At 42.0% G+C, this 16,744-nt stretch carries 16 protein-coding genes and 1 pseudogene; 5 read left to right on the top strand and 12 right to left on the bottom strand.

Features of this window, described 5'->3' with window-relative positions; genetic code table 11:
* The first annotated feature begins 18 nt into the window (after positions 1-18).
* On the top strand, positions 19-1,011 hold the full coding sequence (locus HWQ44_RS07535; protein WP_292716998.1) for an RNA ligase (ATP): 993 nt from the start codon (positions 19-21) through the stop codon (positions 1,009-1,011).
* Positions 1,012-1,077: 66 nt separating this feature from the next.
* On the opposite strand, the gene HWQ44_RS07530 is transcribed toward HWQ44_RS07535, so the two are convergent.
* The 6 genes from HWQ44_RS07530 to HWQ44_RS07505 form a co-directional block, all read right to left on the bottom strand.
* Complete coding sequence (locus HWQ44_RS07530) at positions 1,078-2,577, bottom strand: Ig-like domain-containing protein (RefSeq protein ID WP_292716995.1); 1,500 nt, start codon at positions 2,575-2,577, stop codon at positions 1,078-1,080.
* A 66-nt stretch (positions 2,578-2,643) separates the two neighbouring features.
* Positions 2,644-3,417: a TIGR03943 family protein gene (locus tag HWQ44_RS07525; RefSeq protein ID WP_292717191.1), complete on the bottom strand. Its 774-nt coding sequence runs from the start codon at positions 3,415-3,417 to the stop codon at positions 2,644-2,646.
* Between the two features lie 60 nt (positions 3,418-3,477).
* Positions 3,478-4,530, bottom strand: a complete 1,053-nt coding sequence (locus HWQ44_RS07520; protein WP_292716992.1) for a permease — start codon at positions 4,528-4,530, stop codon at positions 3,478-3,480.
* 763 nt (positions 4,531-5,293) lie between these two features.
* Positions 5,294-6,361, bottom strand: coding sequence for a WD40 repeat domain-containing protein (locus HWQ44_RS07515; RefSeq protein WP_292716989.1), 1,068 nt, complete (start codon positions 6,359-6,361; stop codon positions 5,294-5,296).
* Between the two features lie 76 nt (positions 6,362-6,437).
* Positions 6,438-6,731, bottom strand: a complete 294-nt coding sequence (locus HWQ44_RS07510; protein ID WP_094349593.1) for a hypothetical protein — start codon at positions 6,729-6,731, stop codon at positions 6,438-6,440.
* Positions 6,732-7,260: 529 nt separating this feature from the next.
* A complete protein-coding gene (locus HWQ44_RS07505; RefSeq protein WP_292716983.1) occupies positions 7,261-7,431 on the bottom strand; it encodes a chlorophyll a/b-binding protein in 171 nt (56 codons plus the stop codon).
* A 437-nt stretch (positions 7,432-7,868) separates the two neighbouring features.
* Here HWQ44_RS07505 and ald point away from each other — a divergent pair, with 437 nt between their 5' ends.
* Both ald and HWQ44_RS07495 read left to right on the top strand, forming a co-directional pair.
* The gene (ald, locus tag HWQ44_RS07500) at positions 7,869-8,960 is read left to right on the top strand and encodes an alanine dehydrogenase (protein WP_292716981.1); all 1,092 of its coding nucleotides are present in this window, start codon (positions 7,869-7,871) and stop codon (positions 8,958-8,960) included.
* Positions 8,961-9,754: 794 nt separating this feature from the next.
* Positions 9,755-10,075, top strand: a complete 321-nt coding sequence (locus tag HWQ44_RS07495) for a hypothetical protein (RefSeq protein ID WP_292716979.1) — start codon at positions 9,755-9,757, stop codon at positions 10,073-10,075.
* Between the two features lie 237 nt (positions 10,076-10,312).
* Here the strand turns inward: HWQ44_RS07495 and dusB are convergent, their stop codons facing one another.
* Together dusB and HWQ44_RS07485 are read right to left on the bottom strand one after the other, a co-directional pair.
* On the bottom strand, positions 10,313-11,368 hold the full coding sequence (gene dusB, locus HWQ44_RS07490) for a tRNA dihydrouridine synthase DusB (RefSeq protein ID WP_292716976.1): 1,056 nt from the start codon (positions 11,366-11,368) through the stop codon (positions 10,313-10,315).
* 47 nt (positions 11,369-11,415) lie between these two features.
* Positions 11,416-11,999, bottom strand: a pseudogene (locus tag HWQ44_RS07485) (Rpn family recombination-promoting nuclease/putative transposase); the annotation flags it as partial.
* Between the two features lie 66 nt (positions 12,000-12,065).
* Here HWQ44_RS07485 and HWQ44_RS07480 point away from each other — a divergent pair.
* Positions 12,066-12,449: a response regulator gene (locus HWQ44_RS07480; protein ID WP_292716973.1), complete on the top strand. Its 384-nt coding sequence runs from the start codon at positions 12,066-12,068 to the stop codon at positions 12,447-12,449.
* Positions 12,450-12,750: 301 nt separating this feature from the next.
* On the opposite strand, the gene HWQ44_RS07475 is transcribed toward HWQ44_RS07480, so the two are convergent.
* The 4 genes from HWQ44_RS07475 to HWQ44_RS07460 all read right to left on the bottom strand — a co-directional run bounded on the left by HWQ44_RS07475 (position 12,751) and on the right by HWQ44_RS07460 (position 15,717).
* Positions 12,751-13,317, bottom strand: coding sequence for a cupin domain-containing protein (locus HWQ44_RS07475; protein WP_292716970.1), 567 nt, complete (start codon positions 13,315-13,317; stop codon positions 12,751-12,753).
* 504 nt (positions 13,318-13,821) lie between these two features.
* Positions 13,822-14,382 (bottom strand): HdeD family acid-resistance protein, encoded by a 561-nt coding sequence (locus tag HWQ44_RS07470; RefSeq protein WP_292716968.1) that lies wholly within the window; start codon positions 14,380-14,382, stop codon positions 13,822-13,824.
* Positions 14,383-14,398: 16 nt separating this feature from the next.
* Positions 14,399-14,869 (bottom strand): Hsp20/alpha crystallin family protein, encoded by a 471-nt coding sequence (locus HWQ44_RS07465; RefSeq protein ID WP_292716965.1) that lies wholly within the window; start codon positions 14,867-14,869, stop codon positions 14,399-14,401.
* A gap of 419 nt (positions 14,870-15,288) precedes the next feature.
* Complete coding sequence (locus HWQ44_RS07460; RefSeq protein WP_292716963.1) at positions 15,289-15,717, bottom strand: hypothetical protein; 429 nt, start codon at positions 15,715-15,717, stop codon at positions 15,289-15,291.
* A 204-nt stretch (positions 15,718-15,921) separates the two neighbouring features.
* Here HWQ44_RS07460 and HWQ44_RS07455 point away from each other — a divergent pair, with 204 nt between their 5' ends.
* A complete protein-coding gene (locus HWQ44_RS07455; protein WP_292716960.1) occupies positions 15,922-16,182 on the top strand; it encodes a hypothetical protein in 261 nt (86 codons plus the stop codon).
* The last annotated feature ends 562 nt before the right edge of the window (positions 16,183-16,744 follow it).

Raw genomic sequence — 16,744 nt, 5'->3', positions numbered from 1 at the left:
TTTTCAAAGAGCTGAAATATGAGTATTTTTAAAGTTGAAGTTGTCAAAATCAACAGTATTAATCCTCATCCCAATGCTGATCGGCTAGATATTGCCTCTATTGAAGACATGGGGTATCAAGTAATTATAGTCAAAGGTAACTTGCGTCCTGGAGATTTAGCTTTTTACTTTCCTATTGATAGTGTTATTCCAGAAAATTTTTTAGATAAATTTGGTATTCGTAACTACTACTCGAAAAAACTCCGTGCTGCCAAACTTCGCGGAATTTTTTCTGAGGGTTTGCTTATTCCCGTTGGTAATGACTTTATGGGAAATGTCGGAGACGACTACACGGAGTATTTTGGTGTCACAAAATACGAATATCCAATACCTCAAGGGATGAGCGGGGAAGCAGAAAATTTTATTGGACATTACAAATTCCCCAGTCCAGAAAATCTGAAACGTTACCAAAACATCCTCATTGAAGGTGAAGAAGTTGTTGTAACCGAGAAGTTGCACGGAACTAACTTCACTGTCTTAGTTGATGCTGATGGCACAACTAAAATTGGCAGCCATAATTACTTCTGGAAAAACAGCGAAGTCAACAAAAAATTAGTTTATATTCGTGCTTATAACGAAAACGAGGCTTTCCAGAAACTTCCACCAGGAACTCAGATTTTTGGAGAAATCTACGGCGTACAAGATATCAAATATGGCTTGAATAATGGGAATATTGGAATTGCTATATTTGCTGTGCGTCGCGGCAGTTATTTTCTCAATTACAGCGATTTTGTGGCTTTTTGCGAGGAATTTGCTTTGCCGAGAGTACCTGTGCTTTATATCGGTGCTTACACTTGGGAAGCGGTGTCTCAGTTCAATAATGCCAATAGTGTAGTCAGTCCCAATTGCATTATGGAAGGCGTTGTTGTGCAACCGATCATTGAGAAAACGCACCCAGAAATAGGTAGAGTAGTCTTGAAGTTGATTAGCGATCGCTATCTGCTCCGTAAGGATGGAACTGAACTGCATTAGGATGAACTTGAGTTTTAGTGACGACACCTTAACTGACCTTCCGAAATCTACTTACGAATTATTCTCTCAAGGTAGCCACCGGGGATGAAATCCGGCTAAGGGGAGTTGTTCTGGTCTAATTTCAACAGTCGTAGCATCAGCGATGGGCAACAGAGGCATTAACCACAGACTACTCGTAGCGATCGTATCTCCATCATCAGTTTTCAAAGTGTTTGTGGGTAATGATGCTGTCGTATTTGTCTGCGGTACTACTTGGTCAAATAATAAGCCCAAACCATCGGCAGATAAACTCATTTGCACATTCCGTTGAGCGGGAGGCAGTACTAGCAGTGGTTTTTGTTGCCCGGTTTTCAAATCAATTGCCACCACATAAGGCTGTTCTATATATTGTTCCTTAGATACTAGCTGTGTCAGCAAACAGTAGAGGGTGGGTGAGGCGATGTCAAATTGGCAACCGACAATTGAACCTGTTGTTTTTAATAGTTGTTTTTGAACACCTTGGTTTGTCACTAAAAACAAATCTCGCGTGTAATCTGTATTAAACTTGACCATTGCTGCTTGAGAGCCATCTTTGGAGAAAGCCTGTACCAAACCAAACTGCGGCAGAAAATCCAAGGGTTTATTAGCATCACTTTGCAGTGGTAAAATTGCTGCTCCCTGTCCTTGGGCAACTGCAACGGCTTTACTATCTGGTGTGATCATAAAGTCTCCCCCCGGTTGGCTTTGCAGACGTTTCGGGGTGGGTTTTTCTGCTGAAGGGTCGCTGATTGCTGGCATAAACCAGAGTCCAAAGTCGCCAGGATTAGTTTTGTTTCCCCGCTGGATGACAATAGTTTGCCCATCAGGTGATAAGTCAAATTTCAGATTTTGATAATCTTTACTATCTAAAGTCAGGTCAATTTTGCCTCCTGATTCTGCTTTTTGTCCAGATTTACTAGAAACGCCTGTTGTCACTGTGTACAATTGGGCTGAAAGTAATTCTGGGTTGTTTGCGGCGCGAGCAGAAAATAAAATTTTCTCCCCATCAGGAAACGACTCAAAGTCCATTACTACTAAGTCTTTAGGGGTAAGTACCCTTTTTTGCTCTTGGGTCAAGTTGTAAAGAACTAACCGTCCCTGTTCTTCTTGATCGGTTCCGATGTAAAGGATGACGCGATCGCGTGTGCGGAAGCTACCTGTAAAGGGCTGTATCACCCGATTTTTGCCTTCTTGCTGGGCAAACTTATCTTTGGCTCCCTGCAACTGCACTTTATAATTCGTACCGTAGGGTGCTGGTGTCACCAGTGTATAAACCATCCGCCGCCCTGCCCAACTGAATTTACCTGCTAGGGGTGGCTCGATTTTCAAGTTATCCTCGACACTTTTTACTTCCATTGGGCGGCTGAAGGTGAGGGTGAAAGAGTTATCTTCTGCCCCAATTTGTTGATTTTGCCAGGTAAATTCCCGGACACGAGCAGTTACCACATCACCTTGCAAAATAATTAACCCAATCAGCACACTTAGCAGTAGCATCAGTGCGATCGCTATGCGATCCAGTGGTTGGATAAATGCTTTAAATTTAGTCATTTGTCGTTAAGCATTGGGCATTGGGCATTGGGCATTGGTCATTAGGCATCAACAAATGACTAATGACTAATAACTATAAGGATTCTGCGGTTGAGGAATCTTTTTGAGAGAGGTAGCGGCAATGGTAAGTTGGCGTTTACCTGCCAAATTTTCTGTCACCATTTGTCCTTCTACTTCCAGCCAGGTATCAGCAGAGTAAGGCTCTTGATTTTGTAGTTTGACGGGTAATCCCACAGGGTAAGCATCTGCTGCACAGCAAGTTAAGACAAATCGTGCTAAGAACAAATATTCTTTTCCTATATCCGGCGGGTGGATGACAAATCCCTGCACCTTGACTTTTTGTCCTGTATATGTGTCTGGCTCTGGATAGACATTGACGGTACGTACCCAGTCTACAAGCGATCGCTCCTCTGGGCGAACAGTAGCCCGAAAGGCTTGGGGTTTGACACGTGTGCTTCCCAATAAATCAGCCGTTACACCCCTTTGCAGTGCTTTGTCACTAGCAAAAACTTGCGGTGTGATGATAAAACCTAGAATCGCTGTACTCAACAACAAAGCACTGCCCCAACCAGGGGGAAATAAACTAATATGCTGGCTGTTTGGCGTCACATCACGGCGACGACGGCGTTGCCAAAGTTCCTGCATCTTGAAGAAACCGATAATGATCAAGCTGATACCAGTCACGACTACGAACCAAATGTAATTTGGGTGAATCAACAGGTTCAGTTTGTTAGTTAGCCAATATCTCAACATCAAAACGCCCCAAGCTGTAATTGCTATAGCATCCAGCCAAGGGAGTAACAGATTTGGGATTTTAGATTTGGGATTTTTGTTATTCATTAGGCATTGAGCATTGGTCATTGGTCATTGGTCATTAACAAATGACAAATGACTAATTTTTTAAAGGACGTGCAAGTTCAGGAAAAGGGTGAATACAAATGTTAATTGTGCTGCTAAAGCAAATAAGTAAAAAACAGTTTTGGGTTTAAAAATGGATAACATCAAACCAATACCTTTGATATCAATCATTGGCCCAAACACCAGAAATGCCAACAATGAACCGCTGCTAAAGGTTGAAGCAAAAGATAGGGCGAAGAAAGAATCGACTGTAGAGCAAATTGACACCACTACTGCTAGTATCAGCATGACCACAATTGAAGTAATGGGCCCAGCCCCCAAACTGAGAATTAATTCACGGGGAGCTAGAACTTGAATAGCTGCTGCGATCGCACTTCCTAAAACCATGACTCCACCCAGTTCTCGGAATTCTTGGATGCTATTATCCACCACTAGACGCAGTTTAGCTGCCAACGGTTTATTGGAAGTAGAGGCTGAGGTAGGCGGCACTAAATTAGCATCTATCCGCAGTGGTATACCTGCTTTTCCTCCTAAGATATAAGTCCCAGATTGCAAGAGATTCGGTACTGTTGCTTCCTCTTGCGCTTGATAACGCTGACCACGGCGCTTGGTTTCAGGCTGCGCGGGTGGATTAAACTTCATATAACGAGCGATCGCAGGTTGGACTATGGGATCTAAGTCCTTTTGAAAACTGAAAACATACCCGATAATTGTGGCGATTACTAAGGAAAATACAACTCGTAAGACCACTATTTCTGGCTGATCTCGAAATGCTGTCCAAGTTGACCAAATTACAATTGGGTTAATTGTTGGTGCTGCTAGCAAAAAACCAATCGCGACTGGTGTGGGTACTCCCTGAATTAGGAACCGCCGCGCTACCGGTACATTCCCGCACTCACACACCGGAAATAAAAAGCCGATCATACTGCCAACTAAAGCACCCAGCAGCGGATTTTTGGGCATTTTTTCTACTAATTTGCGCTCATCAACAAAAAATAGCAGCAAACTGGAGAATAAAACCCCAAGAAGCAAAAAAGGCATCGCCTCGACTAGCAGACTTAAAAATAGCGTAAAACCATTGTTCAATTGATTCATGGGCGTCGCAGTCAAAAGCGGTTTTTAGTTTTAGGGTTCTGACTAGTTATTCTATCGAAATGGGGATCAAAAGCAGTTCGGGAAAATTAAACATCATTTAAGTAGCAAGTTATCCTACGTTTCAAATAGCGTTTAAGCGCTACAAACCTTTGCTTCAGCCGAGATAGTAATTTTTACCTGAGTGCATTTACTGACGATGACCATTTCTAAGATTGTCTAAGTTCAGAAATTGTTCCGATTCTAGAGGGCAAGTAGCTGCATAGATGATTTGAAGTTACCTATGTTTATACTTACAGTAATTTGCTGGATAAGATATTAGCTAGGCTGTATTTTCATCAAGTATTCACAGTTATTCAACATTTGGGGTAGGCGTAGCCCGTCGTAGACATCGCTCTTGGTTGATACCATCATTAATTTTGGCTAGTTATGGCAAAATTTTATCTAAGCTTTGGTTGATTTTTTACTATAAAAACTCTAAAAATGCAATACCAAAGTTTAGATAACCTGATAAATGCTGATAACTCTTTTGTCTAAAAATCACCATCAGGCTAGAAACCTGGATGGAAGGAGCGTCCGCTGTGTAGGGGACTGGGGATTGGGAACCCCATGAATAAATTCAGGTGTTCTGTCCATTAACGGGGACTGTCTTTTTCCTGATATCCAGTCCTCGGTCACCTTTTCAGTCAAAATCTGAAAAGAGTTAAATCCCCGACTTCTTTAAGAAGTCGGGGATTTAGTTCACAATTATTTTGTACGATCGCTATTACTTACGTTTTAGTGGAATCCCCCAAATCTTGATTTGTTGGTCAAATCCACCACTAGCAAGAATTTTACCATTTGGACTAAAAGCGATCGCACTCACCCAATCTGTATGCCCACTCAGTGTATTTATTAACTCACCTGTAGTTAAATTCCACAACTTAATCCCATCTCTGCCGGCACTAGCCAGGGTTTGTCCATCGGGATTAATAGCGATCGCATTTACCCAATTATTATGTCCTGTGAGGGTGCGGACTAATTCTCCAGTATTAATATTCCACAGTTTGACGGTGCGATCGCGGCTAGCACTAACTAATGTTTGTCCGTCTGGTGTAAAGATGACAGCGCTAACAGCATTAGAATGAGCTACAAATTCACTGATTAGTTTACCAGTACTCAAATTCCACAGCTTGATTACACCCTTATTATCACCACTAGCCAAGGTCTGTCCATCAGGACTAATGGCTAGGGTATAAATCAAATTATCAAAGCGTACTAGAGTCCCTAGAGGGCGTTGCTGTAGTAAATCCCAGAGACGAATCCCATCCAAAGCTCCACTGATGAGAACTTTACTATCAGGAGATACCGCTAAAGATAGTACGTTACTGGTATGTCCTACAAAAGAGCGGCTAAATTTTAAATTTTTCAGGCTCCAGAGGTTAATCGTATTGTCATCACTACAGCTAGCAAGGGTTTGCCCATCTGGCGAAATCACTAAAGATTCTACGGCTGCTTTGTGTGCTTTGGTAATATTCCCCAATTTTTTGCCGTTTGCTGGATTCCACAGGCGAATTACACCCTCGTTTTCTGCACCTCCACTCACGAGAACTCTGCTATCTGGAGTAAAAGCGAGGGATTTAACAGTTCCGTTATGTCCTCTAAGTGTGTAAAGTAGTTGGGCATTAGCAAAGCTGCTAGTAGCTTGGGAGTTTGGTGTTACTTCAATAGCAGCATGAGCTTGATGAATATAAAACCCTTGCCAGGTAGTCACTGGAAGGGCAACAGCGGCCATAAATGCCAAGATAATATCCGGCCGCAGAAAAATACCGCCACCTCTTCCCTCGCTACTCACACTTTTTCCTCACTTTTATAGATACAGTTAATCCAATAAATTTTGCAGAGTTATTATTTAAATAACTCTGCACATCCTAAAGAGGTGGTTTTTTCTTAGAAACGCTCAACATTGGTAAAGGCGCACTAGAAGAACGAGAGGGCAAATAATGTTGCACTACAGGTTCCTCTGGTAAAGGACGACGCTGCTGGAAACGCCACAACTTAAAGCCTAGCGCTATCCCTGCCGTTCCCAAACCAAAAGCGAACAACGACCAGCTATCATTCAATCCGCCAATCAGGGCATCCATAACGCCCATCGTCATCAATACACTGATTAGTGGCTCTTTTCGGTAGGTTGACTTCAAAAAACGAGGTAATACAGCATTCATCACAGCTTGGTTGGTTCCAGTTCACCTTTTGTGTATATTTACCAAGAATACCTCACCCGTAATTTGCCTTTCTCATTCAAGGCAGACACTAATTATGATTTTCTTTAGTAGGGGAGGAAGTTTACTCATTAATCGCATTGTATATACTAGTTGCAAGTCTATGATATTTCAATCACTAATAGGTATTTCTATTCCTCTCTTGCTTACATTCTAGGGCAATTATTTATGAATAAGTCGAATTAAAGTATCTAGGCTGAAGTACTCCGCTATCAATTGTTGAAGTCCAAACCAACTGGTTGTTCCAGCTGGTTGAAACTCTTTTAATTAATAGCTTACTGAAACAGTACTGTTAGCGGTAGCGGGGCGTTGAACTAGTGCCCAGGAACTTGGCTGAGAGTAAAAAAAGCAATAATCGCACTCAACAGTTATGAGTAGTGAGTGTCTTGGCGGAGAGTTTAGTATTACTTTTTACTCAGGACTTGGCAATCAGCACTCCTAAAAGCTTCCACCTTGTGCTTGTTGATTGGCACTACTTCAGACCCAGCCATGATAGCACCCCTTGATTAGTTGTATATTCAATCACCAGCATCAAAGCGAAGCCAATCATTGCAGCTCGACCATTCAAGCGTTCGGCATATTCGTTAAAGCCAAACTTAGGCTGCTCTAGTTTAGGTGTAATCGTTGGTTGTGTTTGTGTCATGTTTAAGAAACCTTTTTTCGGCAGACGGGACTTGATATCAGACTTCTGGCAGAAGTCAGGGAAAGTAGGTATAAGCGGTAAGGTTAAAGGAATAGACTCGTTTTTTCCCCTTAACTTTTACCCTCCACTTGATAGCTTAAAAGCTGGTTGTAGTGCTTGAATACCAAGATGATTTGATAAATTCAGCAAACGCTTCCGAGTAGGGAGCTATACAATCGCTCTTTTAATAAATTGTTACTATTCTTTATATATTGTATAAATACTGGGGCAATAGTCAAGGGTAAGAGTTTGGGCTACTCAGATTGAATTGAGAAACTGAGAACAGAGATTAGCTATCTCTAATCCCGCTATCTCTAATACGGAACTAGCAAGACGGAAGTAGCAAGCTTGAGATTAGCAGGCTACAGTTAAACAAAAAAAATTATCAGAGGCGATATATGGAAATCGGCGTTCCCAAGGAAAATAAGGATCAAGAGTTTCGGGTAGGGTTAAGTCCTTCGAGTGTACGGGTGCTGCGAGAAAATGGTCATAGCATCTTCGTCGAGACGCAAGCAGGGAATGGTGCTGGATTCTCAGATGACGACTACAGAAGTTCTGGAGCCGAGATTGTCCCTACATCAGAAACAGCTTGGAATCGGGAATTGGTTGTTAAAGTCAAAGAGCCGCTGACATCTGAGTATAAATTTTTGCAGAAAGGGCAGATATTATTTACTTATTTACATTTAGCAGCCGATCGCAAATTAACAGAACATTTAATTGATTGTGGCACAACTGCGATCGCTTACGAAACTGTAGAACAACCTGGTGCTAACAGACTACCCTTGCTCACCCCCATGAGCGTGATTGCCGGTCGGCTAGCAGTACAATTTGGGGCCAGATTCCTAGAACGTCAGCAAGGTGGTAGAGGTGTGCTTTTGGGTGGTGTCCCTGGAGTTAAACCAGGCAAAGTAGTAATTTTAGGTGGCGGCGTTGTCGGCACAGAAGCAGCTAAAATTGCTGTAGGCGTGGGTGCTAGCGTCCAGATTTTAGATGTGAGTGTCGAGCGCTTATCTTATTTAGAAACCCTCTTTGGCTCTAGAGTCGAATTGCTTTACAGCAACTCTGCTCACATTGAAGCCGCAGTCAAAGAAGCCGATTTGCTTATCGGTGCAGTTTTAGTGCTAGGACGTAGAGCGCCAATACTAGTATCCCGCGAATTGGTCAAACAAATGCGTCCTGGTTCGGTAATAGTTGATGTTGCTGTTGACCAAGGTGGTTGTATAGAAACCTTACACCCCACTTCCCACACAAATCCGGTATATATTGAAGAGGGCGTGGTGCATTATGGCGTTCCCAATATGCCAGGAGCAGTACCTTGGACAGCAACTCAGGCACTCAATAACAGTACATTACCTTATGTTGTCCAGTTGGCGAATTTGGGAATTTTGGCACTGGAAGTTAACCCAGCATTAGCTAAGGGTGTGAATGTGCAGAATCATCACTTAGTACATCCCGCTGTGCAAGAGGTATTCCCTGACTTGGTAAATTAAGGTTAAACAGTTAATCTAAATGGTTAACACACCCACCCCACTGGTAACTTTTAAGGAATATCTAGCCTAAAGTCTCTATTTGGGGTGACGGTGTTGATTTGGTAAAAAGGTTGGTGTTGCATATTTGCAAGATGATATTTCTCACATAGAGGCGTACAAACGCAGAGAGAATAAGGAGTTTTACATTTTAATAGTTAAAACTAAAACTTCATCCTTCGATTCAGCAATGACCAAAGGTTTAATCAAGAGAAGAAATTGTTTTTAGTGGCAAGACCAGATTATTTTTCAAAGCATGGTGGAATTAAACCTGACAGCCTAGCTGGTGATGCAGCTTAAGAGGTTATCTAAATTTTATCTAAGTACAGCATTTCATAAATCAGGTACGGAATTATTCATTATGGATGAACTGTGCTAGGTTCGTGAAAATTTTGATTTCCGACCCTTTTTTGCAGTGACGTGTACTAAGTTATCCAAGATTCTTGCTTTAACTCCACTAACTACCTTCTAGAAAAAGAGCAAAGTCCTTGGCATTAGCCAGAGGCAAAGTAGGTTTTTTTATCAAAACAGAATAAAGGTGTCAGTTATCATAATTCATTCTGAATTCTGTACGACTGGCGGATGAATAATCGGCATTTTTGCACCATCAAAAAATTGAAAATTTGGTGGTCAACTTTCGTAGTGGCTAGTCTGAATGCCCACAGAAAGAATGCAGAATTGTGCATTCTTTTTCAAGGTTTTCATGTTTACTACAACTTTATTTTTGCACAGTACTTACACACTCAAACAACTCTATTATGAGCAGTAAATCTTCACTGTCCAACATGCCCCAACCCGATTCTTATCAGTCCCAGAAATTTGAAGAGCTTATCTTACAAGAATATCTGCGTCAAGCACAACAGACATTTAATTTATGTCAAGTGGCGATTTACACTTCCCTATTTATTAGTGCAATTGGAGCAGTCCTATTATTTTGTGGCAAAGCTCACGAAGGAACTGCCACAACTGCTACAGGCTTCATTTCCACGGCATTTTGTACTCTGATGGTAAGATATTCCAGTCATAAACTAGAGCAGTTGAGACGGAGTTTAAGAGAAATTCGCTCTCGGAAACGATAGGTAACTTTCTTTTTTAGCAGCGTTATTGGGTTTGAAGCTTCTTGGGGATTCATCCTGGAAGCTGCTTTTTTATCAAATTTCTATCTACATTCATTTTCAAGCTAATAATTCGTCTAGCTGCACAAAATCAGGCTGGGAAATACTTGGGGCTTAAGCCTTTTGTACTATGCAACCTCACAGTTAATCGATATCAAAAGTGTTATAGTTGACATAGATTTATGTGATAAAGTCAACTTTTTAAAGCATTACCAAGCTACCTTCTGCTTCTTCCTCTAGTTCATAACCATTAGCCAATTTTTCAATTGCTTGGTCAATCATTGCCAAACCTTGATCAACTTTTTCAACTAAACTTAGCTGTCCTCGGAGTTCGGCAGCACCAACGAAACCCTTAGCATACCAAGTCATGTGCTTGCGGGCTTGACGCACACCGCGATCGCCTTTATATTCCCACAAGGCTTGTAAATGATCTCTTGCACATTCCAAACGTCCAATTGGGGTTGGTGGCGGTAATATCTCCCCAGTTTTCAGGAAGTGATCAATTTCTCCCACCAAAAATGGATAACCCAAAGTTCCACGGGAACACATCACACCATCAGCGCCAGTTTGTTCTAAACATTTCACCGCCGCTTCAACAGAAAAAATATCTCCGTTCCCAATCACTGGGATAGAAAGCACTTCTTTTACACGGGTAATCCATTCCCAACGCGCATTGCCATTGTACCCTTGGGCACGAGTGCGTCCATGTACCGTAATCATTTTCGCCCCGGCATCTTCCATCCGCTTGGCAAAGTCGAGAATAGTAATTTCGTTATCATTCCAGCCAATACGGGTTTTTACTGTCACAGGGACATCAACAGCTTTTACCACTTCCCGCACAATTGCCTCTGCTACTTCTGGTTGCCGCAACAACGAAGAACCGCCACCATTTTTAGTGATTTTATTAACCGGACAACCCATATTAATATCAACAGTATCAGCACCTTCGGCAACTGCCTTGATTGCTGCTTCTGCTAAAAAATCTGGACGACAATCAAATAGTTGAACGCTAATTGGGCGTTCATTGGGGTCTACCTCCATGATTTTGGGTAACTGCTTAACATAATGCAACCCCGTAGCATTCACCATTTCGGTATACATCATCGAATCTGGCGCATAGCGACGGACAAGACGGCGAAACACCAGATCCGTAACTCCAGATAAAGGCGACTGGAGAACCCGACTTTTTACCTCGAAGGAGCCAATTTTGAGGGGTTGGGAGAGTCTAGCTTGGAGAATGGGAGAGAGCGAAATCATAGAAAAAATTAAAAATTATAGGAATGGAAAATAGCAGGAATATTTATTTGTTTCAAATCACTTAACCCAAACATACCTTCAATCTCCTCTCGACTCATCGCCGGAAACTTGTAAACTAATATTGTCTCTATCAATTCTAATAATAGTAAGCCAGTGTGGTCTTCTCCCAAGGGGAGACGCCAAGGGCGATGGGGGTTTCCCCATGAATAACTGGCGCACCCGAAGGGTAACTGCCGCCGTTGTGGTTCGATGTTGATTTCTTGCTGGGTTCTGTCTATTAACTGCCTAGCAGATGTAATTGCTGTCTCCTCTTCATCGACCACTAATTTGATCGTAGCAATTGCAACGGGCAATGATGCTGTTTCACCTAATTCATTAAGATAAATGCGACTGACGCGCTTGCTAGTGACAAATTCACTGTAATTCTTGATATCTGCTGTGTCTAGCCTGCGATTGGGATAGATAACTACTCCTCGCAAGAATTTTTAGGTTTATTTTGGCGTAAGTATAAAGAAATTTCTGAAAATAGGAGTGAATAAATTTCTGTGTCAGTTTGAGACTGGACTTCAATAAAATAAATCAGATTTTCTTCCCCTTGTGTTGGAAGAAAATCCGATTTATACGCAAGTTGGATCGCATGAAACTAGATTAAATTTGACGCCCTTTCATTACGAATTACGAATTACAAATTGGTATTATGTCCTCTTATACAAATCGATGCATTCTGGTGATTGACGACGAACCCGACCTATGTACCATTGTCAAGTTCACCCTAGAACACCTTAAAAACTGGAAAATCTTCACCGCTGAGTCTGCACAGGCAGGACTGATGCAGGCAAAAATGCAGCAACCGGACGTGATTTTGCTCGATCTGAGCTTGTATGGTGAAGATGGACTGACCATGCTGCAATCTTTGAAAACTAATCCGGCTACGCAGTCTATTCCGGTTATTTTGTTTACCGCTACAGACCCGTCATTTGATTCGCTGGAATTTGACCCCTCTGACTTTGTTGGAGTGATCCTGAAGCCGTTCAATGTCTTGCAGCTTGGCGAGCAGATTATTGAGCAACTGGGGTGGTGAGGTTAGAGGGCGATAATCCAGCGATAACATAGAGATTGTTTGCTGAACTTGAACAAATTAACTAATCTGAATCTAAGAGGATGTTTGAAAAGTTTTTTTAGTAACATCTAAGCCTCGAAAACCTAACCCCCCAGCCCCCCTTCCCTACAAAGGAATGGGGGTTTCAAAGCCTCTTGACCTTTCAGGGAGAGGAATGGAAGCGGGGTTTTGAGTATACTTTACAACTTTTCAAACAACCTCTAATGCTAGTTGGCAAATCTAAGGAAAATCTGAGGTTGATTTGGGTTTTTGCTAAATAGAATTAGGAATGAGATGACCGCTTCTTGACAATGGTGACAGGCTTCACAATCTTTGGTAGGTTGTTAAAGAAATCGGGAGAAACACCGAACAACGTAGCCAAAATATCGTTCGGTATAAGGCTGATTGAGTTGACAATCCCGATGTCGTTGTATGCCTCTGACGTACTACTGTTAAAGACAATAAAGACAACAAGTTCTTCATTATCACTAGCATTTTCAAAGTAGTGAAAGAAGCCTTGAGGGGCAAATACTACATCGCCCTTACGTGCTTCAAATGTATAATTCTCTTGTTGAGTACCAAGAATCACCCACTTAGCCGAACCTGATATAACGTAGTTTATCTCCCATGCGTTTGGATGCCAATGTGGTTCCCGAACGCCGCCAGGCTCGAGCCGAATTAAATAGACAGCACCATTTTGTCCGACAAGAACCGGCCAATTTTCTTCGTTTGCACCACGTAAGTTCCCTCCTTCGTGCTGATTAGAGGGCAAAGCTTCAAGGTGAAACAAGTAAGAGGATAAATGGTCAACACCGCCACCAGTCTTGAGGAGTTCATTCGTATCTGTCATCTTTGTATCTCCTTTTTGATAGGTAAAAGAGTTATCATCGTCAATCTCATATTGAATATTGAAGAAATGTTGTACTTGGAAGCTGCGATCGCCTTTTGCAGTGCGATCGCGGCAAATTTAAAAAGTATTAGAGGTTGTTTGAAAGGTTATAAAGTATACTCAAAACCCCCCTTCCATTCCTCTCCCCGAAAGGTCAAGAGGTTTTGAGACCCCCATTCCCTTGTAGGGAAGGGGGGCTGGGGGGTTAGGTTTTTGAGGCTTAGATGTTACCAAAAAAACTTTTCAAACATCCTCTTAGCTCGACTTTATCCATTTTTTGACAACGCTCAAGCTGACGCTGAAACCTTTGTAGGACAGTAGTTTTACTTTTTCGATTTCACCGATAATCAGTGACATCGAAAAACTTTCTGCCAAAAAGCTAAGGTTTTTGGTTTTTGCCGTATCAAGATAACTAAGTTCTTAATTTTGGATAAACTCGAGCTAAGTTTGAGTTGGAGATTTAGACTAAACTCTTGCCCTATGGTCAGGAAGGCTACGAGAAGCTAATGGAAGCACGATCATCCAAACGCCCGTAAACAAAAAATTAATCCCTACAAATGCTCCCAATACCCAAACTGCGCTGACAGGCCATCGAGCCAGAATAAAAATTCCTAGAATAATAGCCATGATCCCGCTAAATAGTACCCAACCCCAGTTTGGATCTCGACGCATTTGAAATGCTGCAATCACCTCCAATACACCCTCAGTAAAAATGACAATTCCAAAAGCTAAGGTGAGAGAAAGTGCAGCACCAAAGATGTTGGTAATTAACAAAATTCCACCAATTGCGTATAGAATGCCAACTACTAGCTTTGTCCAGAAGCCTCGTTTGTGACGTGATTGAAATGCATGAACAATTCGGACGATACCAGCAATAATTAAAGTCCAGGAAAAGACGATTGTGATGGCAATAGTGGCAATAAATGGTTCTGCAATCGCTGCAATTCCTAGCAGAATCATCAAAGTTCCTAAGACAATTGACCATCCTAAATTTGCTTTAGTGTCTCGAAAATTTTCAGAAGTCATAGCTTTTGCAATTGCGTCACTGCCCTTGCCCGTTGCCCCTGTGCCCGTCACCTAAGTTTACTTTCACAACCTTGTTCTTATCTTCTTCAGCCTTGGGCAGCCTCAGCTTGAGAATGCCATCTTTGTATTCTGCTTGTACCTGATCGTGCTGGACACGGGTAGGCAGCGGAATCACGCGTTGAAACCTGCCATAGCGGAATTCGGTGCGGGTGATGCCTCTTTCTTCGGTTTTGATTTCTGACTTGCGCTCACCGGAAATAGACACTGCCTCTGGCGATACCTGCACATCTAGGTCTTTGCGGTCTAGACCGGGAATTTCTACCTTAAGATGAACCGCATCGGGGGTTTCTTCTATCTCGGCGGGGGGGATAAAAGCAATGCCTTCCTCTGTTCTACGACCTGTCGGTACTATTTCATCAAACAAGCGGTTGAACTGCCGTTGCAAAGTTTCAACTTCTCGGAAAGGTTCCCAACGAACGAGTGCCATAATTTTAAGTCTCCTATCTATACTTGAGTGTTGTGAATCCAACCTATAAACTGGGTTTTGTAAGTAGCAAAGACAACGTTGCTATCCTCCCAGAGCTGAACCTTTGTTGTCACTATAGAGAAGAAATCTAAGGACTTTCTGAGGAAATTATGTATGGTGAATTTACAATTCGTAGGTTGGATTGAGGAACGAAACCCAACCTACCTCGGAGTGCTTTTTTAGGCAAAACCTACGCAGTATTGCAATGAGTCTTGACTCAGCACTCATTATATGGAATTCCTAAATCTCGACAATTTTGTTCTGAAAGTAACTGTTGCTGAAGTGCGATCGCCCTTGAAGGCAAGCGTTAAGCTGTTTGATTCTTGGTGGGGACGGTAGATTTAAGTTTGTTAACAAAATTTTGAGGAATAGCGCACATTCTAACTTGTTGCTGCTGGTTCCTTTCCATTTCCGTTGCTGTCCACATTGGCAATAAATGACGGTTGCTGTGAACTAGAAGTTGACGACTCGCCTCGCAGTCCCTTACGGTGCTGGTTCTTTGGAACTCCTCCCGCCATGCCGTACTCTACACTGCTTTTGCCATATCGAGTTGCAACTCCTAACAGCATGTGTTCTGCCATATCTGCCAACTCGCACTCTGTTTCTAGCATTTCCCGGTAGAACTTATCTAAGCTGGAAAGGGCGCTGTTGTATGTATTCTCTCTGGTTCGCATCGTCTCAATGAGAGTTGAGAAGGCAGTTAGGGTGAGTCCATTGCCTAAATCTAAATTTGGATCGATTGAATTAATGCCAGCAGCACGGCGCACTGCTTTTTCTAACATCTTAGAGGTTCTTTTTTGACGAGCCATGATATAGACCTCGTAATATAGTACGGTTAATATTCTTTACCTTAAAAAACTTACGTATCAATTGGCTTGAGAGAATTTTGGCAAATCTGCAATGCCTTTTGCTACAAGCGCGATAGTTGTCATCAGTGCAGAAATTACTGAAATGAGTTAGCAAACAGGTAAATTTGAAAACAATTTGCCTGTTTGCTTGCGGAAAACACCAAAATGAGTGCGCGATCTACTGAAATGAGAAAGCGATCGCGCATATTGAGAAGGCAATATGCCTATTTACTTGCGGAAAATACCAAAATGAGTGCGCGATCTACTGAAATGAGAAGGCGATCGCGCATATTGAGAAGGCAATATGCCTTAATGAGTGCGCGATCTACTGAAATGAGAAGGCGATCGCGCATATTGAGAAGGCAATATGCCTTTTTGCTTACTAAAATCAACTCGATCTATTTTTACGATGCAGTGACTAGTTAAGGCGATGGTGAAGCCAGAGAATTGCAGCAGGCGATCGCCACGCTAATCAGTCTACATATTGCCCTAACTCCAATTCTCCTAATTGGCGGTTGGCTTCAGATTTGTAATGTCTTTGAGGTTAAATAATTTGGCAATCGACAGTAAAAATGTAATATCAAGGTGTTTACCCCAATAGTTAATTTAATAGTCAATTTTGGGGTAAAACTGGGGTAATGTAAAAGGGTCAAGGTGTTTACAAAGTAGCTGTGTTAAACAAAAATTATGTCGTGCGATCAAAGCAAATTTTATCCTACGACAAGGATCTTTTAAATAAGTATTGGTTTTTATAATTGCAATTTGACACACGGGTGTAAATCCGTTAAACGGAATTTGCGCCTAATTACACCATATATTGTCAAGCTAGACGCTAGCTAGACGCTTGTCTCTTGCAATAGATAACTTTTACCCTCACGACTGGAGAGCAAAATCTTGGGAATAGAATTACGCAGTTTCGTATTTCTCGACAATCTGCAACCTCAACATGCAGCATATATGGGAACAGTAGCCCAAGGCTTCTTACCAT

The sequence above is a fragment of the Nostoc sp. JL34 genome (genome assembly GCF_017114945.1).
GTDB lineage: Bacteria > Cyanobacteriota > Cyanobacteriia > Cyanobacteriales > Nostocaceae > Nostoc.
This window is presented reverse-complemented; position numbering and strand designations above follow the sequence as displayed.